Origin of the sequence: Pseudomonas sp. NFR09 (genome assembly GCF_900111535.1) — a bacterium.
GTDB classification, from domain to species: Bacteria; Pseudomonadota; Gammaproteobacteria; order Pseudomonadales; family Pseudomonadaceae; genus Aquipseudomonas; species Aquipseudomonas extremorientalis.
The window spans coordinates 35289-61930 of the sequence record NZ_FOIH01000017.1 but is presented as its reverse complement, the minus strand read 5'-3'; the positions used below and the strand labels follow the sequence as shown (position 1 = coordinate 61930).

The window sequence follows — 26642 nt, the reverse complement described above, 5'->3', positions numbered from 1 at the left end:
CCTGCCAGCGACTCGAGCCTCCCATGACTGCAACGAACGCCCCGATCCTGATCACCGGCGCCGGCCAGCGTGTCGGCCTGCATTGCGCCCAGCGTTTGCTGGACGACGGCCACCCGGTGATTTTCAGCTACCGCAGCGAACGGCCCGGCGTGCAGGCCTTGCGCGAGCGTGGGGCGATCGCAGTGTTTGCCGACTTCTCCAGCGAGGCCGGTATCCTGGCGTTTATCGCTGAGCTGAACACCCATACCCAGAGCCTGCGTGCGGTTATCCATAACGCCTCGGCCTGGATAGCGGAATCCCCCGACGACGAAAGTCGCGCGTTTACCGACATGTTCAGCGTGCACATGCTTGCGCCGTACCTGATCAACCTGCATTGTTCACCCTTGCTGCAACGCTCGACACCGGCCGACATCGTGCACATCAGCGACGACGTGGTGCGCAAGGGCAGCCGCCAGCACATCGCCTATTGCGCCACCAAGGCCGGGCTCGACAGCCTGACGTTGTCGTTTGCCGCGCAATTGGCGCCGTTGATCAAGGTCAACGGCATCGCCCCGGCGATGGTGATGTTCAACGACGGCGACGACGACGCCTACCGCGCCAAGGTACTGGCCAAGTCCGCACTGGGCATCGAGCCCGGGCCCGAGGTGATCTACCAGAGCGTGCGTTACCTGCTGGATAACCCTTATGTCACCGGTACCACCCTGACCGTCAACGGCGGGCGGCATATCAAGTAAGCCGCTTTTGAGGATGTTGTATGACCTTATCCCTGCCCCACCATTACCGCGAGATCCTCAAGGGCTTGGGCGAAGACCCCGAGCGCGAAGGCCTGCTCGATACCCCCAAGCGTGCCGCCAAGGCCATGCAATACCTGTGTCATGGCTACGAGCAGAACCTGGAAGAAATCGTCAACGGCGCGCTGTTTGCCTCTGACAATGACGAGATGGTGATCCTCAAGGACATCGAGTTGTACTCGCTATGCGAGCACCACCTGCTGCCCTTTATCGGCAAGGCCCACGTCGCCTATATCCCGACCGGCAAGGTGCTGGGCCTGTCGAAGCTGGCGCGCATCGTCGACATGTTCGCCCGCCGCCTGCAGATCCAGGAAAACCTCACACGGCAAATCGCCGACGCCATCCAGGAAGTGACCCAGGCCGCCGGCGTGGCCGTGGTCATCGAAGCCAAGCACATGTGCATGATGATGCGCGGTGTGGAAAAACAGAATTCAACCATGAACACCTCGGTGATGCTCGGCGCGTTCCGCGAGTCGAACACCACGCGCATGGAGTTCCTGCAACTGATCGGACGGAGCAAGTAGCAATGCCACAACTTCAACCAGGCATGGCGCGCATCCGGGTCAAGGACCTGTGCCTGCGCACCTTCATCGGCATCAACGAGGACGAAATCCTCAACAAGCAGGATGTGCTGATCAACCTGACCATCCTGTACGCCGCCCAGGAAGCCGTGCGCGACAACGACATCGACCACGCGCTGAACTACCGCACCATCACCAAGGCGATCATCGCCCATGTCGAAGGCAATCGTTTTGCCCTGCTGGAGCGTCTGACCCAGGAGTTGCTGGACCTGGTGATGAGCAATGAGTCGGTGCTGTACGCCGAAGTGGAAGTGGACAAGCCCCATGCGTTGCGTTTTGCCGAGTCGGTTTCGATTACCCTGGCGGCCAGCCGTTAACCCCTGAGATTTGCGTGAACCTTATGAACGACCAACAACGCCTCGAACTCGAAGCCGCCGCCTTCCGCCGGCTGGTGGCGCATCTGGACAGCCGCAAGGATGTGCAGAACATCGACCTGATGAACCTCGCCGGTTTCTGCCGCAATTGCTTGTCGAAGTGGTACAAGGCCGAGGCCGACACGCGCCAGATCGAGCTGAGCCTGGATGCCGCCCGTGAAGTGGTGTACGGCATGCCGTACGCCGAGTGGAAAACCCAATACCAGAAAGAAGCCAGCGCCGATCAACAGGCGGCGTTCGCCAAAGGAAAACCCCATGAATGATTTGAATACCCTGCGCGCCAGCCTCAACAGCGGCGAACACGTTTTTGCCGATACCCTGGCGTTTGTCGCTGCCGGTTACGAGTACCAGCCACAGGCGTTCACCAATGGCGCGGTAGAGAATGCCGCCGGGCAGAACGAAGGGTCGTGCAAGACGCTGGGCCTGGCAGTGCTGGAAGGGCTGAGCGACCAGGAAGCGCTGCTGGCGTTTGGTGAGCATTACCGTTCGGTGGTGGCGACGCCTGAGGGGAGTGACCACGGCAATATCCGTGCATTGATCGCAAACGGCTTGGCCGGTGTGAAGTTCACCGCCCAACCTCTGACTCGAAAATCCTGAGCCAGACCTGAAACAAAATGTGGGAGGGGCTTGCCCCCTCCCACATTTGTTGTGCGGCGTTGGTTAGAACGAAGCGTTCTGCAGGCCGTCGAGGTAACGCTCGGCATCCAGTGCCGCCATGCAACCGGCGCCGGCGGAGGTGATGGCCTGGCGGTAGACGTGGTCGGCCACGTCACCGGCGGCGAAGATACCTTCAATGTTGGTCGCGGTGGCATTGCCTTCACGGCCGCCCTGCACCACCAGGTAGCCGTCTTTGGCTTCCAGCACACCTTCGAACAGCGAGGTGTTCGGGGTGTGGCCGATGGCGATGAACACGCCGTCGACTTTCAGCTCGTCGAAGCTGCCATCGTTGTTCTTCAGGCGGGCACCGGTCACGCCCATGTTGTCGCCCAGGACTTCGTCCAGAGTGGCGTTGAGCTTGAGGATGATCTTGCCTTCGGCGACACGGGCATGCAGCTTGTCGATCAGGATCTTCTCGGCGCGGAAGGTCTCGCGGCGGTGGACCAGGGTCACGGTGCTGGCGATGTTGGCCAGGTACAGCGCCTCTTCCACGGCGGTGTTGCCGCCACCGACCACGGCGACCGGTTTGTTGCGGTAGAAGAAACCGTCACAGGTCGCGCAGGCGGAAACGCCCTTGCCCATGAACGCTTCTTCCGACGGCAGGCCCAGGTAGCGAGCGCTGGCGCCAGTAGCGATGATCAGTGCGTCACAGGTGTATACGCCGCTGTCGCCGGTCAGGCTGTAAGGCTTCTTGGAGAAGTCGACCTGGTTGATGTGATCAAACACGATCTCGGTTTCAAAGCGTTCGGCGTGTTCTTTCATGCGCTCCATCAGCACCGGGCCAGTCAGGCCGTGGACGTCGCCCGGCCAGTTGTCGACTTCGGTGGTGGTGGTCAATTGACCGCCCGCCTGCATGCCGGTGATCAGCAGCGGCTTGAGGTTGGCCCGGGCAGCGTAGACGGCGGCGCTGTAACCGGCAGGGCCGGAACCGAGAATAATCACTCGCGAATGACGGGTATCAGACATGACTCACTCCTATCGACCGCCCGGACTACAAGGCGGCTGGAATAAAAAAGGGACCACGAAGCACTTGGGGAAGGCTTGAACTCGCAGGCCCTGAAAATAATGGGTGCAGCGTATCGAGGGGGGCAAGATTAAGGAAATACGGAATAACAATCCAGCTCATAGACGGTCACTATGTAGTTGGCCCGACTGATCGACAGGTTTGTTACGGCTGATGTCGCGGCTTTCGCCTGCGATGTAAAGCCGGTAAGGTCGGCGCGTTCGCCCTTTTGCTCGGAGTTCCCCATGCCCGCCCCTGCTCTTTCCGGCCCGCAATACCTGCGCGAAGGCCTCAAACTGGTGTTGAGCCCAGGCCTGCGTCTGTTTGTGCTGCTGCCACTGGCGATCAACCTGGTGCTGTTCGTCGGCTTGATCTATTTTGCCGGTCATCAGTTCAGCCTGTGGGTCGACCACCTGATGCCGACGCTGCCGAGCTGGCTGGGTTTCCTGAACTACCTGCTCTGGCCATTGTTCGTGGTGCTGGTGGTGTTGATGGTGTTTTTCACCTTCACCATGCTCGCCAACATCATCGCCGCCCCCTTCAACGGCTTTCTCTCGGAGAAGGTTGAAGTGGTGGTGCGCGGCACCGATGACTTCCCAGCCTTCAGTTGGGGCGAGCTGATCGCGATGGTACCGCGCACCCTCGCCCGGGAGATGCGCAAGCTGGGCTACTTCCTGCCACGGGCCATCGGCCTGTTTATCCTGTCTTTCATCCCGGTGGTCAATCTGGTCGCCGCACCGCTGTGGTTGCTGTTTGGCGTGTGGATGATGGCGATCCAGTACATCGACTACCCGGCCGACAACCACAAGCTGGGCTGGAACGAAATGCTCGCCTGGCTGCGCCAGAAACGCTGGCAGAGCATGAGCTTCGGCGGGATTGTTTACCTGGTGTTGCTGGTGCCGGTGGTCAACCTGCTGATGATGCCGGCGGCAGTAGCCGGGGCGACGCTGTTCTGGGTACGCGAACAAGGGGCCGAGGCGATGGCGGCGCAGCAAAAAGTGACCCTGTCATAAATCCATCATCTCGATGACACAATGACGACATGCCCCACGGAGACACTGTGGGTCATGACGACAGCTTCGCTTCACATCACCCTCATCACCGAAACCTTCCCGCCAGAGATCAACGGGGTGGCCAATACCCTTGGTCGCCTGTGCGAGGGTTTGCGGGCGCGTGGCCATCAAGTCGAACTGGTACGACCGCGCCAGGGCGTCGACCAGAGCCGCCCCAGCGACGACGCGTTATTGCTATGCCGTGGCTGGCCGCTGCCGGGATATCCGGGCCTGCAGTGGGGGCAGTCGTCGATGCACAAGTTGCTGCGGCGCTGGACCCGTCAGCGTCCGGACGTGCTCTACATCGCCACGGAAGGGCCCCTGGGCTTGTCTGCCCTGCGTGCCGCGCGTCGCCTGGGGATCAGTGTGGTCAGCGGCTTTCACACCAACTTCCAGCAGTACTCGAACCAGTACGGCTTGAGCATGCTGAGCCGGATGGTCACGCACTATCTGCGCTGGTTTCATAACCGCTCGACCCTGACCCTGGTACCCAGCGCCAGCCAGCGCCTGGAGCTGGAGCGCCGGCATTTCGAACGTCTGGGGATGTTGTCGCGCGGAGTGGACAGCCAACTGTTCCATCCCGCCAAACGCGACAATGCGCTGCGGGAAAGTTGGGCATTGAACAGTGAGCAAACCGCCGTGCTCTATGTGGGCAGACTGGCGCAGGAGAAAAACCTGGGGTTGCTCAAGCGCTGCTTCGAGACCTTGCAGGACACCTATCCACTGCGCCAGATGAAACTCATCATCGTGGGTGATGGCCCGCAGCGGGCGACGCTGGAGAAGGAATTGCCGGAGGCGATTTTCTGCGGCACCTTGCGCGGAGAGGAACTGGCGCGGCATTACGCATCGGGCGATGTGTTCCTCTTCCCCAGCCTCACCGAAACATTCGGCAACGTGGTGTTGGAAGCCATGGCATCAGGATTGGGGGTGGTGGCTTATGACCAGGCCGCTGCAAGCCAGCATATCCGCCACGGCTACAACGGCGTGCTGGCGATGCCCGGAGACGAGAACGCGTTTTGCGAGGCCGCCAATTGGCTGCTGGAGGACGCTGAAAGCCTGCGCCGCATGCGTCTGAATGCACGCCAGCATGCGAGCCGCCAGGGCTGGCCGGCGATTATCGAGCAGTTTGAGCATCAGTTACGCGGTGCATGTGATGAAAGTCTCGCGCTTCCTACACAGCCTTATGTGAGATGAATCAATATGTCTTTCCTGATATTTAAATCAGGAACTGCTTAATGCTGCACACCAATTATTGATACCTGCTATCTGAGCAGGGCTTTCAATAATGGAGGTACGGTACATGTCAGCTTACGGAATGGGTGTACGTAATGGCGTCAACATGCCAAACGCCGAATGGGCGCGCCAGCAACAATGGATGGATAAATCTCGGGCAGAACCTCGTGCCTACGGCCAACCGGGGCATAAAGACCCGAACAGAACCGATCACACAAAAGAACTGTACAAGGGGCCGCAGTACTAACTGCCCGACGGCATAAAGCTCCCTGTGTAATCACAGGGAGCCCAGCCACTCACACCAGCGTCATCAACGCCTCACGACTGAACGGCAGGATGTCGCCCTCGCGACCTTCGCGCACCTTCAACGCCCAATCCGGGTCCACCAACAGGGCACGGCCCACGGCGACCAGGTCAAACTCGTCGTTATTCAAACGCTCCAGCAGTTTTTCCAGACTGGCCGGTTGCGCGACCTTGTCGGTATTGACCATGAACTGCAGGAACTCACCATCCAGGCCGACGCTACCCACGGTGATGGTCGGCTTGCCGGTGAGCTGGCGGGTCCAGCCAGCCAGGTTCAGGTCGGACCCTTCGAATTCCGGCTCCCAGAAACGCCGAGTGGAGCAGTGGAAAATATCCACGCCCGCTTCAGACAACGGCTTGAGAAACTCGCCCAGCGCCTCGGGAGTTTGCACCAGACGCGCGGTGTAGTCCTGCTGCTTCCATTGGGAGAAGCGGAAGATGATCGGAAATTCCGGGCCGACGGCAGCACGGGTAGCCTGGATCAGCTCGATGGCAAAGCGCGAGCGGTTGGCCAGGCTGCCACCGTATTCGTCGGTGCGCTGGTTGCTGCCTTCCCAGAAGAACTGATCGACCAGATAGCCGTGGGCGCCGTGGATCTCCACGCCATCCATGCCGATGCGCTGCGCATCCCTGGCGGCTTGGGCGAAGGCGTTGATCACGTCCTTGATGTCTTGCTGGGTCATGCCATGCACGACCACGTTGCCATCCTTGAGTTTCTCCATCGGGCCGTAGGCCGGTACGCTCGCGTCAGGTTCAGTGCCGATACGGCGCACGCTGCCTACATGCCACAGTTGCGGGACGATCTTGCCGCCTTCGGCGTGTACCGCGTCGACCACTTTTTTCCAGCCGGCCAGGGCGGCTTCACCGTAGAAGTGCGGGACATTGGGGTAACCGTTGGAGGCCTGATGGCCGACCACGGTGCCTTCGGTGATGATCAGCCCCACACCGGCAGCGGCGCGGCGGCGGTAGTACTCAATCACTTTGGAGTTGGGCACGCCACCCGGCGAGAACGAGCGGGTCATCGGCGCCATGACGACGCGGGTCGACAGTTGCAATGCGCCGAGCTGGAACGGTTTGAACAAGGCTTGGACAGGCATGGGGGCACTCCACGGAAGACGGGATTTATGATGTGGATAATATGAGGAGTGCGACGTGCTGGGTAGCACTATTGATCTGGGTGATTAAGGGGTAAAAGTGATGGCCGGTCGGGGCTGCTTCGCAGCCCAGCGCGGGACAAGCCCGCTCATTACAACTGCAGCGCTTAGCTGAGGGCTTTTTCGATGGCCTGGACAATTGTCGGGTCATCCGGTGCAGTGCGTGGGGAAAAGCGCGCGAGCACTCGCCCATCCTTGCCCAGCAGGAATTTTTCGAAGTTCCAGGTGATATCCCCAGGAAACTCAGCGCCCTCGCCCGCCAGCAGGCGGTACAACTGGTGACGGTCAGGACCATTGACCTCAAGTTTGCTGCCCAACGGGAAGGTCACCCCGTAGTTCAGGCTGCAGAACTCCTGGATCTCTTCTTCTGTCCCTGGCTCCTGGCCAGCAAATTGATTGCACGGCAGGCCAAGCACGGTAAACCCCTGGTCCTTGTATTGCTGGTAGAGGTTTTCCAGTGCCGCATATTGCGGGGTCAAACCACATTTGGAGGCCACGTTGACCACCAGCACCACTTGCCCCTTGAAGGGCGCCAGCGGCAGCTCTTGTCCGTCCAAAGCTTTGAGTTTCAGGTCGTGGAAAGCACTCATGACGAACTCCAGATATCCCATGTTCTTCACATTGCGGCGCTTCGAGATTACAGCCCGCAAGCCTGCAATCATAGACGCCGATTGCAAAACTCGCCTGCAGGTTACTGAGCGGTCGGCCAGGGCAAAATCGGAATCGCCGTCACGGCGTTCTGCGGGCTGCCTTCGATCAGGCGGTCGCTGTAGACCAGGTACACCAGAGTGTTGCGCTTCTTGTCGAGGAAGCGCACCACCTGCATGGTCTTGAACACCAGGGAAGTGCGCTCCTTGAACACTTCGTCGCCGTCCTTGAGCTCGCCCTTGAAGCGGATCGGCCCCACCTGGCGGCAGGCGATCGAGGCTTCGGCGCGGTCTTCGGCCAGGCCCAGGCCGCCTTTCACGCCGCCGGTCTTGGCACGGGACAGGTAGCAGGTCACGCCGTCGACCTTGGGGTCGTCAAAGGCTTCGACGACGATCCGGTCGTTGGGCCCGACAAACTTGAACACCGTCGACACCTGGCCGATTTCCTCGGCCGAGGCCAGCAACGGCATGGCCAGCAGCAGGCCGAGCAATCCCTTCATGACACGCATGGTGTATTCCTTTGGTTAGACCAGGATCAGGTTATCGCGGTGAACCAGTTCCGGTTCGGCCATGTAACCCAAGAGTCCGACAATCGCATCGGAGGATTGTCCAATAATTTTCTGGGCTTCCAGCGCGCTGTAGTTGGCCAGGCCCCGGGCGATCTCGCGACCGTCCGGCGCGACGCACACCACCATTTCGCCACGGCGGAAGCTGCCCTGCACCAACTTGACGCCCACCGGCAGCAGGCTCTTGTTGCCTTGGGACAGCGCCGACACGGCGCCATCGTCCAGCACCAGGGTGCCACGGGTTTGCAGATGACCGGCCAGCCACTGTTTGCGCGCCGCGAGCATGCCGCGTTCCGGCGACAGCAGCGTCCCGATGCGCTCACCGGCCTTGAGGCGATCCAGCACACGTTCGATGCGCCCACCGACGATGATGGTGTGCGCACCGGAACGTGCCGCCAGGCGTGCAGCCCGCAGCTTGGTCTGCATGCCGCCACGGCCCAGGGCGCCGCCAACGCTGCCGGCCACGGCGTCCAGCGCCGGATCATCGGCACGGGCTTCGTAGATCAACTGGGCGTCGGGGTTGTTACGCGGGTCGGCGTCGAACATGCCGTCGCGGTCGGTGAGGATCACCAACAGGTCGGCTTCCACCAGGTTGGCCACCAGGGCGGCCAGGGTGTCATTGTCGCCGAAGCGGATTTCGTCGGTGACCACCGTGTCGTTCTCGTTGATCACCGGGATGACCTTGAGCTCCACCAGCGCGCGCAGGGTGCTGCGGGCATTGAGGTAGCGCTTGCGGTCGGACAGGTCGTCGTGGGTCAGCAGGATCTGCGCCGTATGGCGACCGTGCTCGGCAAAGCTGGATTCCCAGGCTTGCACCAGGCCCATCTGGCCGATGGCGGCGGCGGCTTGCAGTTCGTGCATCGCGCTGGGTCGCGCGGTCCAGCCGAGGCGGCTCATCCCGGCGGCAACCGCCCCGGACGACACCAGCACCAACTCTACGCCGGCCTCATGCAAGGCCACCATCTGCTCGACCCAGACGCTCATGGCCGCGCGATCCAGCCCCTTGCCATCCGCCGTCAGCAACGCACTGCCGATCTTTACGACCCAGCGCTGCGCACCTGTCACTTTGCTCCGCATCATCTTCAACCTTAGATTGAGGGCTGCGCGACCCAGCGCGGCCCATAACGTTAAACCCGGATACTAAAACGCCGCTCTATAAGGAGCGGCGTTCAAGTTTATCGCAACGAATCAGTCGCGCACGTAAATGATTTCAGGACCGTCTTCATCATCCACGTCTTCTTCGTCCCAATCGTCGTCGCCGATGTCATGGACCGACTTCACGCCGCTGCGGCGCAGGGCGCGCTGGTCGTCCAGAGCCTGCAGCTGAGCACGTGCCTCGTCTTCGATGCGCTGGTCGAGTTCGGCCAGCTCTGCCTTGAATACCGGGTCGGCCGCCAGGCGGTCGGCACGGTCTTCGAGATAACGCATGATGTCGCGAGTCAGGCGCTCGGTGCCTTCTTTGGCAATGGCCGAGATCACGTAGACCGGGCCTTCCCACTCCAGGCGATCGACGATTTCCTTGACGCGCTCTTCGTGCTCTTCTTCGAGGATCTGGTCGCACTTGTTCAGCACCAGCCAACGATCACGCTCGGCCAGGGACGGGCTGAACTTGGTCAGTTCGCTGACGATCACTTCGGCGGCGTCCGGTGCACTGGTGTCATCCAGCGGCGCCATGTCCACGAGGTGCAACAGCAAACGGGTACGCGACAAGTGCTTGAGGAAGCGGATGCCCAGGCCTGCGCCATCGGAGGCACCTTCGATCAGACCGGGAATGTCGGCGATCACGAAGCTTTTCCAACGGTCGACGCTGACCACGCCCAGGTTCGGCACCAGAGTAGTGAACGGGTAGTCGGCGACTTTCGGCTTGGCGGCCGAGACCGAACGGATGAAGGTACTTTTACCGGCGTTCGGCAGGCCCAGCAGGCCCACGTCGGCGAGCACCTTCATTTCCAGCTTGAGGTCACGCTGCTCGCCCGGCTTGCCTGGCGTGGTCTGGCGCGGTGCACGGTTGGTACTGGACTTGAATCGGGTGTTACCCAGACCGTGCCAGCCGCCCTGCACTACCATCAGCTTCTGGCCAGCCTTGGTCAGGTCGCCAATCACTTCCTGGGTCGCAGAGTCGATGATCGTGGTGCCGACCGGTACGCGCAGTACCAGGTCTTCGCCTTTTTTACCGGTGCAGTCGGTGCTGCCGCCGTTGGAGCCACGCTCGGCATCGAAGTGCCGGGTGTAACGGTAGTCGACCAGGGTGTTGAGGTTTTCGTCGGCCATCATGTAGATGGAACCGCCGTCACCGCCGTCACCGCCGTTGGGGCCACCATTTTCGATGAATTTTTCGCGACGGAAACTCATGCAACCGTTACCGCCGTCGCCTGCTTTTACTCGGATGGAAACTTCATCAACGAACTTCATAACAAAACGCCTCTCGCCGCTTGGACGAGCTTAAGAAACCAAGACATAAGACTCTTGCAAAAATGAGCGCAGCGACCTCAACCAGCGACCGCAAAACCAGCGCTTGAGCCCATTACAAACAGCTTTGCAAGAGACTCACCCCACAAACGAAAAAGCCCCGTCGCAAGACAGGGCTTTTCCAGCGATCTCGCAATTAAGCTGCGACAACGCTCACGTAACGGCGGTTGAACGCGCCTTTTACTTCAAACTTGATCACGCCTTCGATTTTCGCGAAGAGGGTGTGATCTTTACCCATGCCTACACCGTAACCGGCGTGGAATTGGGTGCCGCGCTGACGCACGATGATGTTGCCCGGAATGATTTTCTGGCCGCCATACATCTTAACGCCAAGGCGTTTGGCTTCTGAGTCGCGACCGTTACGGGTACTACCACCAGCTTTTTTGTGTGCCATGAGTCAATTCTCCTAGTGAGGAATTAGGCTGAAATTAAGCCTGAATACCGGTGATTTTGATCTCGGTGTACCACTGGCGGTGGCCCATACGCTTCATGTGGTGCTTACGACGACGGAACTTGATGATGCGGACTTTATCGTGACGACCTTGGGAGATCACTTCAGCCACAACGGTAGCGCCAGCAACAACTGGAGCGCCGATGTTCACGTCATCGCCATTGGCGACCAACAGAACGCGATCAAAAGTAACGGATTCGCCGGTAGCGACTTCCAGTTTTTCGATCTTCAGGTATTCACCTGGGGCGACTTTGTATTGCTTGCCACCAGTAACAATTACTGCGTACGACATGGTATTTCTCCGATAATCCTGCTCACCCAGCGCTTTATAAGAAGAGGTATTGGCTGGCATGGCTGCATGGGATGGACGTCCCGAATGCAATTGCGTAAGGCAGGTGCTGCCCAGGAAGTTCAGGGTGCGCGATTGTACGCAAGGTAAAGGGGTGTTGCAAGTGGCCGTCCATCGCGCCTTGACACCCGGGGGCCTGGGTCCTAGCATGCCGCGCAACCCTTCTGGAGCGACTGTCGCTGATGCAACCCCAAGCTTTCTACCGCGCGGTCGCGGACGATTTTAGCGCCGTCGACGGCATCATCAAGAAGCAGCTGACTTCTAAAGTGCCGCTGGTCTCCAAAATTGGCGACTATATTACGTCGGCGGGCGGTAAGCGCCTGCGTCCTTTATTAGTGTTGCTGTGCGGCAAGGCCCTGGGCCGTGAAGGCGATGACCTGCGCCTGCTGGCAGCCACCATCGAGTTCCTGCACACCGCCACCCTGCTGCATGACGACGTGGTCGACATGTCCGGCATGCGCCGTGGCCGTGAGACCGCCAATGCCATGTGGGGCAACGCCCCCAGCGTATTGGTGGGCGACTTCCTGTACTCGCGCTCGTTCGAAATGATGGTTGAACTCGGCTCGATGCCGGTGATGAAGATTCTTTCACAGGCCACACGCATCATCGCCGAAGGCGAAGTGTTGCAACTGTCGAAGGTCCGCGACGCCAGCACCACCGAAGAAACCTACATGGAAGTGATTCGCGGCAAGACCGCGATGCTCTTCGAAGCCTCCACCCACAGCGCCGCAGCCTTGTGCAACGCCACCGCCGAACAGGCCGAAGCGCTGCGCACCTTTGGCGATCACCTGGGCGTGGCGTTCCAATTGGTGGACGACCTGCTCGACTACCGTGGCGACGCCGAAACCCTGGGCAAGAACGTCGGTGATGACCTGGCCGAGGGCAAGCCGACCCTGCCGCTGATCTACACCATGCGCGAAGGCACGCCGGAACAGGCCGCCCTGGTGCGCAAGGCGATCCAGAAAGGCGGGATCGAAGATCTGGAAGCCATCCGCGCCGCTGTCGAAGCGTCGGGTTCCCTGGACTACACCGCGCAGCTGGCGCGTGATTTCGTGGCCCGAGCCATCCAGTGCCTGGAAGCCCTGCCAGCCAGCGAATACCGGGACGCCCTGGTTGAACTGAGTGAGTTTGCGGTCGCCCGTACCCATTGACGCGGGCCCATGTGGGAGGGGCTCCTCCCACATTTAGATTTCATACAACCTGTAAGACCACAAATCCCTATATAATGTGCGACTTTTAGCCATCCTGACTTTCAAGGAGCTTTAGTGAGCACGTTGCCACCCTGCCCGAAATGCAATTCCGAATACACCTACGAAGATGGCGCCCAGCTGATCTGCCCGGAATGCGCCCATGAGTGGTCCGCCACTGGCGAGGCCGAAGCGGCCGGCGATGAAACCGTGAAGAAAGACTCTGTAGGCAACGTCCTGCAGGACGGCGACACCATCACCGTGATCAAGGACCTCAAGGTCAAGGGCACCTCCCTGGTAGTCAAGGTCGGTACCAAGGTCAAGAACATCCGCCTGTGTGACGGCGACCACGATATCGACTGCAAGATCGACGGCATCGGCCCGATGAAGCTCAAGTCCGAGTTCGTGCGTAAAGTCTGAACCCGCTGTATCCATCCCGCGCCCGCCGCGGGATGGCGTTTCGCCCTCTGCGTTGACCTCTCGCAATATCCACACAGAAAAACCCGGAAATCGCCAATAGGCACTTGCTATTCTACGAATAAGAATTATTCTCATTGAAACCCATCAAGGAGATGCGACCCATGACTTATTTGATAGATGCCTGGCTGGACCGCCCACACCCTTACCTGCGGATCTTGCATCGGGAAACCGGTGAAGTCTGTGCGGTACTGGAAGAAGAAGCGTTGAGTGAACTGCAGGATCAGGGCGACCTGGACGTCAATGGCCTGAGTTCCAGTGAACCTGGGGTGTTGAAGGAGGTGGTGCGCAATCTGTTTCTGTTCTGCTATGCCCGAGCGTTGCGCCCGGCCACGGAGCTCAATGGCAAGTTCCATCCATGAGCACAACCGCAAAACACTGTGGGGACGAGCAGGCTCGCTCCCACAGGTAATCAGCAGGCCTTACAGAACGTCGAGCAGCTCGACGTCGAACACCAGAACGCTGTGCGGCGGGATGCTGCCAACGCCTTGAGCGCCGTAAGCCAGTTCGCTCGGCACGTACAGACGCCATTTGCTGCCGGCATTCATCAGTTGCAGGGCTTCGGTCCAGCCGGCGATCACGCCGCCCACCGGGAATTCTGCAGGCTGGCCGCGCTCGTAGGAACTGTCGAACACAGTGCCGTCGATCAGGGTGCCGTGGTAGTGAGTACGCACTTGGTCTTCACGGGTCGGCTTGGCGCCATCACCGGCGGTCAGCACTTCGAATTGCAGACCGGAAGCCAGGGTGGTGATGCCATCACGCTTGGCGTTTTCAGCCAGGAACGCCAGGCCGGCACCCGCCGCAGCTTCAGCCTTGGCAGCGGCTTCGGCCTGCATGATTTCGCGGATCACCTTGAAGCTGGCAGCCATTTGCTCCTGGTCAACACGGCTTGGCTTGCCGGCGAAAGCGTCGGTCAGGCCGGCCAGGATTGCATCCAGGCTTACGCCCGGTGGCGGGTTGTCGCGCAGTTGGTCGCCCAACTGACGGCCGATACCGTAGCTGACGCGGGTTTCGTCGGTGGACAGATTAACTTCGGACATGAAGAGGCTCCGCTGTAGGGCGACACAGTTTCCTGCGCCATCCAAAACTAAAAGGGCCCGCAGACTAGCATAAAACCGGTATGCACGATGAACCCCGCGCCTCATGCCTGCGGGCTTGCGTTGGTCGGTCAGGGGGGGTTACCCATTGATGCACGAATAAAAAGTTTCAGATTCCAACTCGTCCGCCGATACAGCCCTACACATCTTGGCTGGCTCAAACAACAACACCGCCCAGCAGACAGACATCACTTTTGCGGAGCATTCGATGAACAGCTGGTTCGGTAACATCAGCGTCAACCTCAAACTCGGCCTGGGCTTCGGCCTGGTGCTGGTCCTCACCTCGATCCTGGCCCTCACCGGCTGGACCAGCCTGGGCGGCCTGATCGACCGCAGCAACTGGATGAGCGACATCACCCAGCTCAACGCGTCCCTGACCAAGCTGCGCATCGTGCGCCTGCAATACATGCTCGCCAACGGCGACGAGGCCGTGGCCCAGAACGTACAGACCAACCTGGATGCCTTTGCTGCCCAGCAACAGAAACTGCTCGACAGCTTCAAGAGCCCGGAAAACCTCAAGCTGCTCAACGAGCAGAAAGCGATCATCACCGCTTACCAACAGTCGCTGACCAAAATGCGCGAGGCCTACCGTAACGGCAATGCCTCTCGCCAGGTGATGGGCGACAAAGCCGACATCGCCAACGCCCAGATCAATGCGCTGGAGAGCAGCGTCAAGCAAATGCCTGACAGTGCGGAGCACCTGGCCCAGTTCCAGGCCGTGGCCGACGCCAAGCTGCAATTCCAATTGGCGCGTTACGAAGTGCGCGGTTACACCGGCAACGTCAACCCGGACACCGAAGCCCGTGCCGCCGCACAGATTGAAAAAACCATCGCCGGCTTGAAAGACCTCAGCGCCGCTTTCGGTAGCAGCCAACAGAACGCACTGACCTCGCTGGAAACCGCTCTGGGCGCCTACCGCACTGCCGTGCAGAACTACAAGGCGGCCAATGCCAACATCGTCACCGCCCGGGCCGAAATGACCACCCAAGGCGCCGATATCGTGACCATCAGCGACAAGCTGTACGACATTCAGCTGAACCGTCGCGACGCCGAAAGCGCCCAGGCCCGCAGCCTGCAATTGATCAGCACCTTGCTGGCCCTGCTGGTCGGCGTGATTGCCGCGCTGGTTATCACGCGCCAGATCACGCGCCCGATCCAGGAAACCCTGGCAGTGGTGGAACGTATCGCTTCCGGCGACCTGAGCCACAATATCCAGATTACCCGTCGCGATGAGCTGGGCGTGCTGCAACAAGGCATCCAGCGCATGGGCACCACCCTGCGCGAATTGATCAGCGGCATCCGCGACGGCGTGACCCAGATCGCCAGCGCCGCCGAAGAGCTGTCGGCCGTGACCGAGCAGACCAGCGCTGGCGTGAACAGCCAGAAAATCGAGACCGACCAGGTTGCCACGGCGATGCACGAAATGACCGCCACCGTGCAGGAAGTCGCGCGTAACGCCGAGCAAGCCTCCCTGGCCGCTGCCGACGCCGATGGTCAAGCCCGTGCCGGCGACAAGGTGGTCGCCGAGGCCATCGCCCAGATCGAACGCCTGGCCGCCGAAGTCGCGCGCTCCACCGACGCCATGACCCACCTGCAGCAAGAGAGCAACAAGATCGGCAGTGTGATGGACGTGATCAAGGCCGTGGCCGAGCAAACCAACCTGCTGGCCCTCAACGCGGCGATCGAAGCAGCGCGTGCCGGTGAAGCCGGGCGTGGTTTTGCCGTGGTGGCCGATGAAGTACGTGGCCTGGCCCAGCGCACGCAAAAATCCACCGAAGAAATCGAAGGCCTGGTCGCCGGTTTGCAGAACGGCACCCAGCAAGTGGCCAATGTGATGAACAACAGCCGCAGCCTCACCGACAGCAGTGTCGAGCTGACCCGCAAGGCGGGTGTGTCGCTGGAAAACATCACCCGTACGGTGTCGAATATCCAGTCGATGAACCAGCAGATCGCCGCCGCCGCCGAGCAGCAAAGCGCCGTGGCTGAAGAGATCAGCCGTAGCATCGTGAATGTGCGTGATGTGTCGGAGCAGACCGCTACGGCGAGTGACGAGACGGCCAAGTCGAGTGTGGAACTGGCGCGGTTGGGCAGCCAGTTGCAGCAGATGGTCAGCCACTTCCGGGTTTAAGAACCGCAGTCCCTGTGGCGAGGGAGCTTGCTCCCGTTGGGGCGCGAAGCGGCCCTGATCAAGTTGATGCAGATTTGAAGTTGAGAGCGCAGTGAATGCTTGGGGCTGCTACGCAGCCCAACGGGAGCAAGCTCCCTCGCCACAGGCAAACCTAGACATACTCGGCCCTCCGTGAGTTGGGCCTTACCTCCAGCACACTTACCGGAACACGTGAGCCTTCGGACGCGAGTCGGTTGCGTCCTTTGAGAGAGCAACCCCAGCCACTAACTGGTGTTGCAAAAAAACCGCCCTACCAAGGCGGTTTTTTATTGCCCGCGATTTACCCCTCAGCCCTCGCCTTCCTCAACAAACACCAGCCGATTCCCAAACGGATCCTTGATGCTCATCTCCCGCGATCCCCAAGGCGTTTCCTCAACCCCTGGCTTGGCATACCGGTAATCCTTGCCAACCAACTGCTGCTGATACGCGTCCACCCCTTGTGCCTGAATCCGCACCGCCGCGCCCGGCGACGCATCGCCATGGTGCTCAGTCAAATGCAACACGCATTCACCCAGCGATACCTGCAGGTACAACGGAAAATTCGCCTCGAAACGATGCTGCCAATCCACCTTGAACCCCAAAAAGTCCACGTAGAACTCCAACGCCTTGGCCTCGTCGAAAATCCGCAGGATGGGGGTGACTTTTCCTAAGTGCATGGCAATCGCTCCGTTCATAAGAGCGCCCACTATAGAGACGAAAATCCCCGACGCAAATCCCCACTGCGCGCCAGGAAACGACCCGGCCGCTGACCGTTCGCCTGCCCGTCGCTATAGCTCAATACACCGTTGACCCACACCCCATCAATGCCTTCCGCCGCCCGCTGCGGTTGCTTGAAGTCTGCCACATCGCGCACGCGCAACGGGTCGAACAGCACCAGGTCGGCCCAGTGCCCTTCGCGGATTTCACCGCGCTCGGCCAAACCAAATCGCGCCGCCGACAAGCCGGTCATTTTGTGCACGGCGGTGTGCAACGGGAACAACCCGACATCCCGGCTGAAATGCCCCAGCACCCTTGGAAATGCGCCCCACAAACGCGGATGCGGGAACGGATCTTCCGGCAGCCCATCCGAACCGACCATCGACAGCGGATGCGCCAGGATGCGTCGCACATCCGCTTCATCCATTCCGTAATACACCGCCCCCGCCGGTTGCAGGCGACGCGCTGCGTCCATCAGCGAAACATCCCATTCAGCGGCGATATCCTGCAGGTCGCGCCCGCCCATCTCCGGGTAAGGCGTCGACCAGGTGATGGTGATGCGAAACGCGTCAGTCACCTGCTTGAGATCCAGGGTCGAAGAACTCGCGGCATAGGGATAACAATCACAGCCTACCGGGTGGGTTTTCGCCGCCCGCTCCAGCGATGCCAACAGTTGCGGACTACGCCCCCAATTCCCGGCGCCGGCACATTTGAGATGGGAAATGATCACCGGGGCCTGGGCATGCCGACCGATCAAAAACGCCTCATCCATCGCCTCCAGCACCGGCTCGAATTCACTGCGCAAATGGGTGGTGTACACCGCGCCAAAAGCCGTCAGTGCTTCACTGAGTTGCAGCACCTCATCGGTCTCGGCATTGAACGCGCTGGCGTAGGCCAGGCCTGTGGATAACCCCAGTGCGCCGGCTTCGAGGCTCTCTTGCAGTTGCATGCGCATGGCAGCGATTTCATCCGCTGAAGCGCTGCGATGCAGGTCTTGCATATGATTGCTGCGCAGTGCCGTGTGACCGATCAGTGCGGCAACGTTAACCGCCGGGTGAGCCTGTTCGACCGCCGCTCGATAGTCACTGAAACGCGGGTACACAAACGCCGAAGCGCTGCCCAGCAGGTTCATCGGATCGGGCGGATCACCGCGCAACGTCACCGGCGACGCGCTGATGCCACAGTTACCGACGATCACCGTCGTTACACCCTGGCTAAGCTTGGGCAGCATCTGCGGATGGCGGATCACCACCGTGTCATCGTGGGTGTGCACGTCGATAAAACCCGGCGCCAGCACACGGCCCGCAGCTTCGACTTCATGTTCGGCCACAGCCGTCGACAAATCGCCAATCGCCTCGATACGCCCGTCACGCACCCCCACATCAGCCACATAGCCTGGGGTGTTGCTGCCATCGATGATCAATGCCTGGCGTATCAGCGTGTCGTACTTCATATCAGTCTCCAAGCGGCAGGCTGTCAGGGCCGCCGCGATAATCGTCCAGGGCCAGCTTGATCCGGCGCAGGCGTTCCTGGTTGTCGTCCGGCGAGACCAGGGCCAGCTCGGTGGCGAGCAGGTCGATGGCCAGCAGCATGCCGTAGCGGGCAGCGGTGGGCTTGTAGATAAAACTGGTTTCGGCCGGCTGCAGCGGCAGCAGCACATCGGCCAATTGGGCCAAGGGCGAGTCGGCCAGGGTGATGGCGACGATGCGCGCGTCGTAATTGCGCGCCAGCTCCACCACGTCCAGCAGTTCGGGGGTGAGGCCAGTCAAGGAACACACAATCAACGCATGCTCAGGCCCCAGCGTCGCCGCCGTGACCCGCATCATCACCGGGTCGTGGCAGGCCGCAATCGGATAGCCCAGGCGCACCAGGCGCACCTGCAACTCATCGCTGCACAGGCTCGACGGCCCGCCCATGCCAAACGCATGGATCATCCGCGCCTTGCCCAGCAGGCTCACCGCATCGACGAAACTGGCCTGATTGAAACCGGAGAGATGCTGACGCAACGTCGCCTCGATATCCCCCAGGATCTGCCGATGAAACGCCGACTGCTCCGGCAACCCCGCCGGGTCGAGGAAGCGACTGCCGACGCCGCTGGCCTGGGCCAACTGGAGGCGCAAGTCACGTAAATCCCGGCACCCCACACTGCGCGCAAACCGCGACAAGGTGGCCGTGCTGACCTCGGCCCGTTGCGACAATGCTTCCAGGCTGGCCGATGCGGCAAACCCCACGTCATCGAGCATCAGCTTGGCGATACGCCCTTCGCCGGCGCTGAAGGCGTCCTGGCGGGCGCGGATCTGGTAGAGGATGTCCATGGGCTCTCCGGGTTACAAGATGCAGGACAGACCATAGGTCAGACCGAAGGCGACCAGGGAAATCAAAGTCTCCAACACGGTCCAGGTCTTGAAGGTCTGGATCACCGTCATATTGAAGTATTCCTTGATCAGCCAGAAGCCGCCGTCGTTAACATGGGAAAAGATCACCGAACCCGCACCGGTGGCCAGCACCAGTAGTTCAGGGTGTGGATAACCCAGGCCCAGGGCGACCGGCGCGACAACACCGGATGCGGTGGTCATGGCGACGGTGGCCGAGCCCGTGGCAATTCGCATCAGCGCGGCGAACAGCCAACCCATCACCAACGGCGACAGGTGAAAGGCATGGGCCAGGCCGAGAATTTCGTGGGTCACACCTGCGTCCACCAGGATGCGGTTCAACCCGCCGCCCGCGCCCACCAGCAAGGTGATGCTGGCGGTCGGCGCCAGGCATTCATTGGTGAACTTGAGGATCGATTCGCGGTTGAAGCCCTGTGCGATACCCAAGGTCCAGAAGCTCACCAACGTCGCCAGCAGCAGCGCGATCACCGAGTTGCCGATGAACAGCAGGAACTGATTGAAACCGGTGCCCGGTGTGGAAATCACGTTGGCCCAGCCACCGATCATCATCAACACTACCGGCAACAGGATAGTGCCCATGGTCAGGGTAAAGCTGGGCAAGCGGGTACGCGGTTCACGCTCGATGAACTGGCGCTCCAGCGGATTTTCCGCCGGCAGGTGAATACGCGGCACGATGAATTTGGCGTAGACGGGCCCTGCGATGATTGCCGTCGGGATACCGATCAGGATGGCGTAGAGCACGGTCTGCCCCACCGACGCGTTATACGCCAGCACCGCCATCATCGCCGCCGGGTGCGGCGGCACCAGGGCATGCACCACCGACAGGCCGGCGACCATCGGCAAACCCACCATCAGGATGGACACGCCCACCCGCCGCGCCACGGTAAAGGCAATCGGCACCAGCAACACAAAACCCACCTCGAAAAACAGCGGCAGCCCCACCAGGAACGCGATGCACACCATGGCCCAGTGCGCGTTGCGCTCGCCAAAACGGCTGATCAGTGTGCGCGCCACCTGCTCGGCACCGCCGGACTCGGCCATCATCTTGCCGAGCATGGTGCCCAGCGCCACCACCAGGGCGATATGCCCAAGGGTCTTGCCTACGCCCGCTTCGTAGGACCCCATGATGGTGTCCGCCGGCATCCCGGCCATCAGCGCCAGGCCGATGGACACCAGGGTGATGACGATAAACGGGTTGAGTCGGTAACGTGCAATCAGCACGATCAAAGCAATGATGGCAATGGCAGCGTATGCCAATAGCCCGAAGCCCGGTGATGCGGCCATGCGGTACTCCTCGGAAAGGGTCACGTCGAATTGGTTGTGAAACTCATAAATCATTACCGAGGAGTATTTTCAATTTTTATGAAAATAACTTTCGCCCACAGATAAGCACTGTCGCGTTGGGATATGCCCGACAGGGGTGAATGAAAATTCGAGGGGTGTTCTTACATGAAGATCAGAGGATGCCGGAAACTCGAACGCTGCCGTTGAGTCATAAAATGCGCAACCCTTCATGACCAGGAAACCGACCATGATTCGCACATCCCTCGCCGCCGGCGCCCTGCTCCTCGCCCTCAGCGGCACCGCTTCTGCCGCCGACAACCCAGCGCTGAAGAAGTGCATGGACAGCGCCAACACGACCGCCGACATGGTCACGTGCAATACCAAGGAAGCCAAGGTGCAGGACACCCGCCTGAACCGCGCCTACAAGACCGCCCTCGCCGCCCAGGAAGGCCCGCGCAAGCAGCAACTGCAAGACGTGCAACGCCTGTGGATAAAGTACCGTGACGCCAATTGCGCCTTCGCCGGTTCCGCCACCGGCGGCACCATCGACCAGGTCAACGGTTCCGGCTGCATACTCGACATGACCCAGACCCGTGCCCAGGAGCTGGAAGACCTGGTCGGGCCTTGATCACTTACTCATGATGGACCCGCGCACGCTTGAGCAGCTTCTTGCAACGCTCCGACAGATGCAGCACCCGCAGGTGCTTGCCAGCCTTGCTGTAACGCTCGCGCAGGGTCATGAGCGCGGCAATCGCTGAGTAATCGACAAAGCTCAGGTGACGGCAATCCAGCGTCACCTGGGCCGGGTCGTTGGCCGGGTCGAATTGATTCAAAAACGGCGTGGTCGAGGCGAAAAACAAGGTGCCGTGCAGGCGGTAGAGCTTGCTGCCATCGGCCTCCAGATACTCATCGGCATACAGCTCCCGCGCTTGCTGCCAGGCGAAATTCAACGCCGCAATCACGATCCCGCACAGCACGGCGGTAGCCAGATCGGTGAACACCGTGATCACCGTCACTGCAAGAATCACCAGCACGTCATTGAACGGCACCTTGTTGATCACCCGCAGCGAGGCCCAGGCAAAGGTCTGCTGGGACACCACGAACATCACGCCCACCAGCGCCGCCAGCGGAATGCGCTCGATGAACGGCGACAGGAACAGGATGAACAGCAGGATCATCACCCCGGCAAACACCCCGGACAAACGCCCGCGCCCACCGGAGCTGAGGTTGATCACGGTCTGCCCGATCATCGCGCAGCCGCCCATGCCGCCGAACAGACCGGAGACCATGTTGGCCGCGCCGAGGGCCACGCTTTCACGGTCGGGGTAGCCACGGGTCTCGGTGATTTCGTCGGTGAGGTTCAGCGTCAGCAGGGTTTCCAGCAGGCCGACCATCGCCATCAGGAACGCGTACGGCGCGATGATGCCGAGGGTGTCCAGTGTCCACGGAATCTGCGGCAGCGCGAAAGTCGGCAGGCCGCCGGCGATATGCGCCATGTCGCCGAGGGTGCGGGTAGGCAGGCCGAGCAGGTATACCGCCAGCCCCACGCCGAGGATCGCCACCAACGCAGGCGGCACGGCGCGGGTGATGCGCGGCAGCAGGTAGACGATGGCCATGGTCACCAGCACAAGGCCGGTCATCACGTACAGCGGCGTGCCGCTGAGCCAGGTTTCACCGTTTTTGAAATGCTCCAACTGCGCCAGGGCAATGATGATCGCCAGGCCGTTGACGAAGCCGAGCATCACCGGGTGCGGCACCATGCGCACCAGCTTGCCCAGGCGCAGCACGCCGAACGCGACCATGATCAGCCCGCCCAGTACCACCGTGGCCAGCAGATACTCCACACCGTGTTGCACCACCAGGGCGACGATCACCACCGCCATCGAGCCGGCCGCACCGGACACCATGCCTGGCCGGCCGCCGAACAACGCGGTGAGGGTGCAGATGATGAAAGCGCCGTAGAGCCCCATCAACGGGTTGAGGTGGGCCACCAGGGCAAAGGCGATGCATTCGGGCAGCAACGCAAAAGACGTGGTGAGGCCGGCCAGGGCATCGGCGCGCAGACGGGTGAGGTTCATGGAGTACCAGGGTAATGCGGGGGATAAGGCGGGGAATGGTACGGAATTGAGGGAGATGGGGCTAGTCTCGGAGACCGAGTCGTGCCAATCGGGGGCAAGCCCCCTCCCACAGTTGACCGAGTTCCAACTGTGGAGTGCAGTCTAGTGTGGGAGGGGGCTTGCCCCCGATAGCAACACCTGGAGATCACGTGAACATCACACCATTTCGTTGCGAATCCACTCCACCACCGACGTACGCTTCGGCGCCCAGCCCAGCAGTTCACGCGCATGCTTGCCACGCACCCGGCTATTGGAGCCCAGGCCATAGTTGGCCATTTCATAGCCCCACTCGGCTTCAGCCTCGGCCAATGGCCAATCCTGCGGTTTGCCCAGGTCCAGCGCTTCGGCAATGGCAGTGGTCATGTCGATAAACGCGGCCTCGCCACTTTCCACGAAGCAGAAGGTACCGGGCACATTCTTGGTCAGCGCCAACAGGTACAGCGCCACCACGTCTTCAATGTGCACGTTGGACCAGATGTTCTGCCCGCTACCCACATGGCGTACTACACCACTCTTGCGTGCCTGCTTGAGCAGACGCGGTAGTTGCACGCTGTCGCGCTTCACGCCCAGGCTGTGGCCGTAGATCAAGGTGTTGCAGATCACCGCCGAGTTCACGCCGTCTTTGGCAGCCGCCAGAACCAGGTTGTCGATGGCCACACGAGCCGCCTTGTCGACCGTCGGTTCCGGCAGGTTGTCTTCGAAGTAGATGACATCGCTGGCCTTGCCGCCCGATGCATCCCCGACAATGCTCGAACCACTGGTGTGCAGGAACGGCTTGTTCGAGCCCTTCAACGCCGCGAGCAGGGTTTCCACGGCGGCACGGTGGTCGCTGCTGGCGGCGTTGATCACCGCGTCGGCCTTTTGCGCTTGCTCGGTCAATACAGCCGCGTCATCCAGGGTGCCGATCACTGGGTTGATGCCCAGCGCGGTCATCTCGGCCGCCTGCTCGGCGCTGCGCACCAGGCCGGTAACGGTGTGGCCGGCCTTGACCAGGCCGGTGGCAATGGAACCGCCGATAAAACCTGCTGCGCCGGTAATGAATACATTCATGGAGGACTCTCCTGACTGGGTAAGTGATGAACCCAGTATCAAGCACTCATCCCTGACGAATAAGCCCCTACCGCCCAATTCACTCTTGCGCGCAGCTCACGAATCAGCAGGCATACCGCGCCAGCTTGGCCTGGATAAAGTCCAGGAAACATTGGATACGCAATGCCAGCTGCGAGTTGCGGTAGAACACTGCGTGGATCGGCTGGCGATAACCGCTGTTGAACGCCTCCAGCACCGGCACCAGGCGCCCGGCCTCGATATCGTCGATGGTCATGAAGTTCGACAGGCAACAGATGCCCTGTCCTTCCAGCGCCAACTGGCGCACGGTTTCGCCGCTGGACGCCGCCACGCCGGGCTGGATCAGCCAGCGATCGCCCTCCACATGGCGCAGCGGCCAGTGGTTGAGGGTTTCGGTCTGGGTGAACCCCAACAGCGTGTGATCGGCCAGCTCGGCCACCGTGGTGGGCACGCCGTATTGCTTGAGGTAGTCGGGGCTGGCGAGGATATGCAGCGGCGTACAGCCAAGAGACCGCGCATGCAGGGTGGAGTCGGCCAGGACGCCGATACGGATGGCGATGTCGGTGCTCTGCTCCAGCAGGTCGATGATCAAGTCATCGCTGTTCAGCTCCAGTTGGATGTCCGGGTAGAGGCCACGAAATTCGGCGATGTAGGGCACGATCCCATGCAGCATGAACGGCACGGCAGCGTTGATGCGCAGGCGCCCCGCCGGTTTCTGCTGGCGTGATGACAGGCGCTCCTCCAACTCTTCCATCTGCGCCAGGATCACCTTGGCCTGCTCGAAGAAGTACTTGCCCTCTTCGGTCAGGCCCATGCGTCGCGTGGTGCGGTTGATCAGCGTGGTGTCAAGCTTGGCTTCCAGGCGCGACAAGGTGCGGCTGACAGCCGAGGGCGTCTGCCCGACTTGCTCGGCGGCGGCGGAAATCGAACCGCATTCAATCACGCTGACGAAGATCTGCAGCTCATCGGACCGGGCTTTCACAGGCGCTCCTCGTTATCGGTTCAGCGCAGCTTACACCGAGAAATTGAACACCTGCGCCAGATGCTGCTCGTAGCGCGCTACATCAGCGTCGATGGCCGGGCGTTTCATCACGTCCACGCACAGGAACGTCGGCAGGCCGGTCATGCCGAGGAACTCGTTGGCCTTGTGGAACGGGAAGTACACCGCGTCCACACCCTTGGCTTCGAAGAAGTCGGTTGGGTCATCGAAGGCTTGCTGCGGCGCGTTCCAGGTCAGCGAGAGCATGTACTGCTTGCCGTGGATCAGGCCACCGCTGCCGTACTTCTGCGAGGCATCGGAACGGGTGCGACCGTCGCTGGCGTACAGGCTGCCGTGGCCTTCGGTGAAGACTTCGTCGATGTACTTCTTGACGATCCACGGCGCGCCCATCCACCAGCCGGGCATCTGGTAGATGATCACATCGGCCCAGAGGAATTTGGCCACTTCTTCGGCCACGTCGTAGCCTTCGTCGATGTGGGTGACCTTGACGTCGATGCCCGCACGGTCCAACGCCGCCACGGCGGTGTCATGCAGGGTGGTGTTGTAGCGGCCATCGGAGTGGGCGAATTTCTTGCCGCCGTTGAGCAGGAGGACTTTTTTCATGGGAGGGTATCCAGAGGGGTTAACAATGTCTGCCGGCAGGCTATCGACATCGGCCCCTCGGAATAAGCGGTGGTGCGGCAAAATACATTTGACCAAAAGGCACGAATTACCCGCGCATTGTTAACCGCTGATCAGCAGATGGGCGCCCAGCAACGCCATGCCGATGAAAAATACGCGCTTGAACAACACCGCACTGATGCGCTGACGCACCGCCTGGCCCAACCACATGCCCAGCAGCGCCGGCACCAATGCCAACAATGAAGCATTGATCTCCCCACCTCCGAGCGTGCCGTGCCACGCCATGCCGGCAGCGAGCGCCAGGGTCGACACGGTGAAGGACAGCCCCAGCGCCTGCACCAACTGATTGCGGTTCAAGCCCAGGGCTTGCAGATAAGGCACGGCGGGGATCACAAACACGCCGGTCGCCGAGGTGATGATGCCGGTGATAACACCACACAAAGGGCCCAACCAGCATTCGGTTCGAGGCTTCACCTTGAACGTGGGCAGGAACAGCCCGCTCAGTGCATACGCTAGCAACGCCCCGCCCAACGCATGGCCTACCCATCGCCCTCCACTCAGGCCCAGCCACAGCGTGCCAAGCCCGGTACCGATAAAGATCAGCAACAGCATCGGCCACAGGCGTTTGAGCAACGCATTCAGATGGCCGCCGAACGCCAGTTGCCACAGGTTGGTGATCGTCGATGGGATGATCAGCAACGCTGCAGCCTGCGCCGGTAACATAGCCAGACCGAGCAAGCCCATGGAGACTGTCGGCAAGCCCAGGCCAATCACACCCTTGACGGTGCCGGCGAGCATGAAGGTGCCGATCACCAGCAGTGTCAGGGCTGGGCCGATATCTTGGTAAAACGCGAGGAATGTATTCATGGGGTGATAGTGCGGTTTTTCGATGAGGCCGAAAATTC

Annotated in this window: 30 protein-coding genes and 1 pseudogene; 13 read left to right on the top strand and 18 right to left on the bottom strand. The window is 60.9% G+C overall.

All coding sequences use genetic code 11. The features are described 5' to 3' along the window. Nucleotides 1-23 precede the first annotated feature (23 nt). From folM to BMX59_RS28805, 5 genes are read left to right on the top strand one after another with little or no spacing between them, the layout of a single operon-like run. A complete protein-coding gene (gene folM / locus BMX59_RS28825) occupies nucleotides 24-734 on the top strand; it encodes a dihydromonapterin reductase (protein ID WP_093128277.1) in 711 nt (236 codons plus the stop codon). Nucleotides 735-754: 20 nt separating this feature from the next. Then, complete coding sequence (gene folE / locus BMX59_RS28820; RefSeq protein ID WP_024077360.1) at nucleotides 755-1315, top strand: GTP cyclohydrolase I FolE; 561 nt, start codon at nucleotides 755-757, stop codon at nucleotides 1313-1315. A gap of 2 nt (nucleotides 1316-1317) precedes the next feature. Beyond that, the gene (folX, locus tag BMX59_RS28815) at nucleotides 1318-1689 is read left to right on the top strand and encodes a dihydroneopterin triphosphate 2'-epimerase (RefSeq protein WP_003194073.1); all 372 of its coding nucleotides are present in this window, start codon (nucleotides 1318-1320) and stop codon (nucleotides 1687-1689) included. Between the two features lie 23 nt (nucleotides 1690-1712). Continuing rightward, nucleotides 1713-2009: a DUF1244 domain-containing protein gene (locus BMX59_RS28810; RefSeq protein WP_092249369.1), complete on the top strand. Its 297-nt coding sequence runs from the start codon at nucleotides 1713-1715 to the stop codon at nucleotides 2007-2009. Continuing rightward, nucleotides 2002-2343, top strand: a complete 342-nt coding sequence (locus tag BMX59_RS28805) for a HopJ type III effector protein (protein ID WP_093128274.1) — start codon at nucleotides 2002-2004, stop codon at nucleotides 2341-2343. The genes BMX59_RS28810 and BMX59_RS28805 overlap by 8 nt, the downstream gene beginning before the upstream one ends. A 63-nt stretch (nucleotides 2344-2406) precedes the next feature. Here the strand turns inward: BMX59_RS28805 and trxB are convergent, their stop codons facing one another. Continuing rightward, nucleotides 2407-3369: a thioredoxin-disulfide reductase gene (gene trxB / locus BMX59_RS28800; RefSeq protein WP_016976180.1), complete on the bottom strand. Its 963-nt coding sequence runs from the start codon at nucleotides 3367-3369 to the stop codon at nucleotides 2407-2409. 282 nt (nucleotides 3370-3651) lie between these two features. On the opposite strand from trxB, the gene cysZ reads away from it, so the two are divergent. Continuing rightward, complete coding sequence (gene cysZ / locus BMX59_RS28790) at nucleotides 3652-4419, top strand: sulfate transporter CysZ (RefSeq protein ID WP_093128272.1); 768 nt, start codon at nucleotides 3652-3654, stop codon at nucleotides 4417-4419. Between the two features lie 54 nt (nucleotides 4420-4473). Further along, a complete protein-coding gene (locus tag BMX59_RS28785; RefSeq protein WP_071489180.1) occupies nucleotides 4474-5652 on the top strand; it encodes a glycosyltransferase family 4 protein in 1179 nt (392 codons plus the stop codon). Nucleotides 5653-5987: 335 nt separating this feature from the next. On the opposite strand, the gene BMX59_RS28775 is transcribed toward BMX59_RS28785, so the two are convergent. From BMX59_RS28775 to rplU, 7 genes are all read right to left on the bottom strand, one after another. Then, nucleotides 5988-7091 (bottom strand): NADH:flavin oxidoreductase, encoded by a 1104-nt coding sequence (locus tag BMX59_RS28775; RefSeq protein WP_092249381.1) that lies wholly within the window; start codon nucleotides 7089-7091, stop codon nucleotides 5988-5990. 164 nt (nucleotides 7092-7255) lie between these two features. Continuing rightward, nucleotides 7256-7738, bottom strand: a complete 483-nt coding sequence (locus tag BMX59_RS28770; protein ID WP_071489177.1) for a glutathione peroxidase — start codon at nucleotides 7736-7738, stop codon at nucleotides 7256-7258. A 101-nt stretch (nucleotides 7739-7839) separates the two neighbouring features. Then, a complete protein-coding gene (locus tag BMX59_RS28765; RefSeq protein WP_015885841.1) occupies nucleotides 7840-8304 on the bottom strand; it encodes a CreA family protein in 465 nt (154 codons plus the stop codon). A 15-nt stretch (nucleotides 8305-8319) separates the two neighbouring features. Beyond that, nucleotides 8320-9438, bottom strand: coding sequence for a glutamate 5-kinase (gene proB / locus BMX59_RS28760; RefSeq protein WP_003176047.1), 1119 nt, complete (start codon nucleotides 9436-9438; stop codon nucleotides 8320-8322). Between the two features lie 111 nt (nucleotides 9439-9549). After that, nucleotides 9550-10773 (bottom strand): Obg family GTPase CgtA, encoded by a 1224-nt coding sequence (gene cgtA, locus BMX59_RS28755; protein WP_010206489.1) that lies wholly within the window; start codon nucleotides 10771-10773, stop codon nucleotides 9550-9552. Between the two features lie 193 nt (nucleotides 10774-10966). Further along, the gene (rpmA, locus tag BMX59_RS28750) at nucleotides 10967-11224 is read right to left on the bottom strand and encodes a 50S ribosomal protein L27 (RefSeq protein ID WP_003176049.1); all 258 of its coding nucleotides are present in this window, start codon (nucleotides 11222-11224) and stop codon (nucleotides 10967-10969) included. Nucleotides 11225-11258: 34 nt separating this feature from the next. Then, nucleotides 11259-11573 (bottom strand): 50S ribosomal protein L21, encoded by a 315-nt coding sequence (rplU, locus tag BMX59_RS28745; protein ID WP_007950961.1) that lies wholly within the window; start codon nucleotides 11571-11573, stop codon nucleotides 11259-11261. A gap of 239 nt (nucleotides 11574-11812) precedes the next feature. Here rplU and BMX59_RS28740 point away from each other — a divergent pair, with 239 nt between their 5' ends. The 3 genes from BMX59_RS28740 to BMX59_RS28730 all read left to right on the top strand — a co-directional run bounded on the left by BMX59_RS28740 (nucleotide 11813) and on the right by BMX59_RS28730 (nucleotide 13656). After that, entirely contained in the window at nucleotides 11813-12781 is a 969-nt protein-coding gene (locus tag BMX59_RS28740) for a polyprenyl synthetase family protein (protein ID WP_058425717.1), read from the top strand. 114 nt (nucleotides 12782-12895) lie between these two features. Next, nucleotides 12896-13237 carry a zinc ribbon domain-containing protein YjdM gene (locus tag BMX59_RS28735; protein WP_024077373.1) on the top strand — a complete coding sequence of 114 codons (342 nt, stop codon included), beginning with the start codon at nucleotides 12896-12898 and terminating at the stop codon, nucleotides 13235-13237. A gap of 161 nt (nucleotides 13238-13398) precedes the next feature. After that, complete coding sequence (locus BMX59_RS28730) at nucleotides 13399-13656, top strand: PA4570 family protein (protein ID WP_056858344.1); 258 nt, start codon at nucleotides 13399-13401, stop codon at nucleotides 13654-13656. A gap of 60 nt (nucleotides 13657-13716) precedes the next feature. Here the strand turns inward: BMX59_RS28730 and BMX59_RS28725 are convergent, their stop codons facing one another. After that, complete coding sequence (locus BMX59_RS28725; protein ID WP_003176055.1) at nucleotides 13717-14334, bottom strand: BamJ family beta-barrel-assembly machinery protein; 618 nt, start codon at nucleotides 14332-14334, stop codon at nucleotides 13717-13719. Nucleotides 14335-14599: 265 nt separating this feature from the next. Between BMX59_RS28725 and BMX59_RS31260 the strand changes: the two are divergent. Both BMX59_RS31260 and BMX59_RS31255 read left to right on the top strand, forming a co-directional pair. Then, nucleotides 14600-15616, top strand: a pseudogene (locus BMX59_RS31260) (methyl-accepting chemotaxis protein); the annotation flags it as partial. Between the two features lie 39 nt (nucleotides 15617-15655). Next, nucleotides 15656-16519, top strand: coding sequence for a methyl-accepting chemotaxis protein (locus BMX59_RS31255; RefSeq protein WP_370636473.1), 864 nt, complete (start codon nucleotides 15656-15658; stop codon nucleotides 16517-16519). A 326-nt stretch (nucleotides 16520-16845) separates the two neighbouring features. Here the strand turns inward: BMX59_RS31255 and BMX59_RS28715 are convergent, their stop codons facing one another. The 4 genes from BMX59_RS28715 to BMX59_RS28700 are packed head-to-tail and all read right to left on the bottom strand — an operon-like array spanning nucleotide 16846 to nucleotide 20931. Then, nucleotides 16846-17214 carry a glyoxalase superfamily protein gene (locus BMX59_RS28715; RefSeq protein WP_058425714.1) on the bottom strand — a complete coding sequence of 123 codons (369 nt, stop codon included), beginning with the start codon at nucleotides 17212-17214 and terminating at the stop codon, nucleotides 16846-16848. A 29-nt stretch (nucleotides 17215-17243) separates the two neighbouring features. After that, nucleotides 17244-18707, bottom strand: a complete 1464-nt coding sequence (locus BMX59_RS28710) for an N-acyl-D-amino-acid deacylase family protein (RefSeq protein ID WP_093128269.1) — start codon at nucleotides 18705-18707, stop codon at nucleotides 17244-17246. A 1-nt stretch (nucleotide 18708) separates the two neighbouring features. Next, nucleotides 18709-19569, bottom strand: a complete 861-nt coding sequence (locus BMX59_RS28705) for a MurR/RpiR family transcriptional regulator (RefSeq protein ID WP_092249390.1) — start codon at nucleotides 19567-19569, stop codon at nucleotides 18709-18711. A 12-nt stretch (nucleotides 19570-19581) separates the two neighbouring features. Further along, nucleotides 19582-20931, bottom strand: a complete 1350-nt coding sequence (locus BMX59_RS28700; RefSeq protein WP_256573010.1) for a GntT/GntP/DsdX family permease — start codon at nucleotides 20929-20931, stop codon at nucleotides 19582-19584. A 247-nt stretch (nucleotides 20932-21178) separates the two neighbouring features. Between BMX59_RS28700 and BMX59_RS28695 the strand changes: the two genes are divergently transcribed. Then, complete coding sequence (locus tag BMX59_RS28695) at nucleotides 21179-21559, top strand: lysozyme inhibitor LprI family protein (protein ID WP_071489170.1); 381 nt, start codon at nucleotides 21179-21181, stop codon at nucleotides 21557-21559. A gap of 4 nt (nucleotides 21560-21563) precedes the next feature. Here the strand turns inward: BMX59_RS28695 and BMX59_RS28690 are convergent, their stop codons facing one another. From BMX59_RS28690 to BMX59_RS28670, 5 genes are all read right to left on the bottom strand, one after another. Continuing rightward, entirely contained in the window at nucleotides 21564-23009 is a 1446-nt protein-coding gene (locus tag BMX59_RS28690) for a SulP family inorganic anion transporter (protein WP_093128265.1), read from the bottom strand. 195 nt (nucleotides 23010-23204) lie between these two features. Next, the gene (locus BMX59_RS28685; RefSeq protein ID WP_093128263.1) at nucleotides 23205-24098 is read right to left on the bottom strand and encodes an NAD-dependent epimerase/dehydratase family protein; all 894 of its coding nucleotides are present in this window, start codon (nucleotides 24096-24098) and stop codon (nucleotides 23205-23207) included. Between the two features lie 103 nt (nucleotides 24099-24201). Then, on the bottom strand, nucleotides 24202-25098 hold the full coding sequence (locus tag BMX59_RS28680; protein ID WP_093128261.1) for a LysR family transcriptional regulator: 897 nt from the start codon (nucleotides 25096-25098) through the stop codon (nucleotides 24202-24204). 30 nt (nucleotides 25099-25128) lie between these two features. Further along, nucleotides 25129-25719 carry an NADPH:quinone oxidoreductase MdaB gene (locus BMX59_RS28675; RefSeq protein ID WP_071489166.1) on the bottom strand — a complete coding sequence of 197 codons (591 nt, stop codon included), beginning with the start codon at nucleotides 25717-25719 and terminating at the stop codon, nucleotides 25129-25131. A gap of 120 nt (nucleotides 25720-25839) precedes the next feature. Continuing rightward, the gene (locus tag BMX59_RS28670) at nucleotides 25840-26604 is read right to left on the bottom strand and encodes a sulfite exporter TauE/SafE family protein (protein ID WP_093128259.1); all 765 of its coding nucleotides are present in this window, start codon (nucleotides 26602-26604) and stop codon (nucleotides 25840-25842) included. Nucleotides 26605-26642 lie beyond the last annotated feature (38 nt).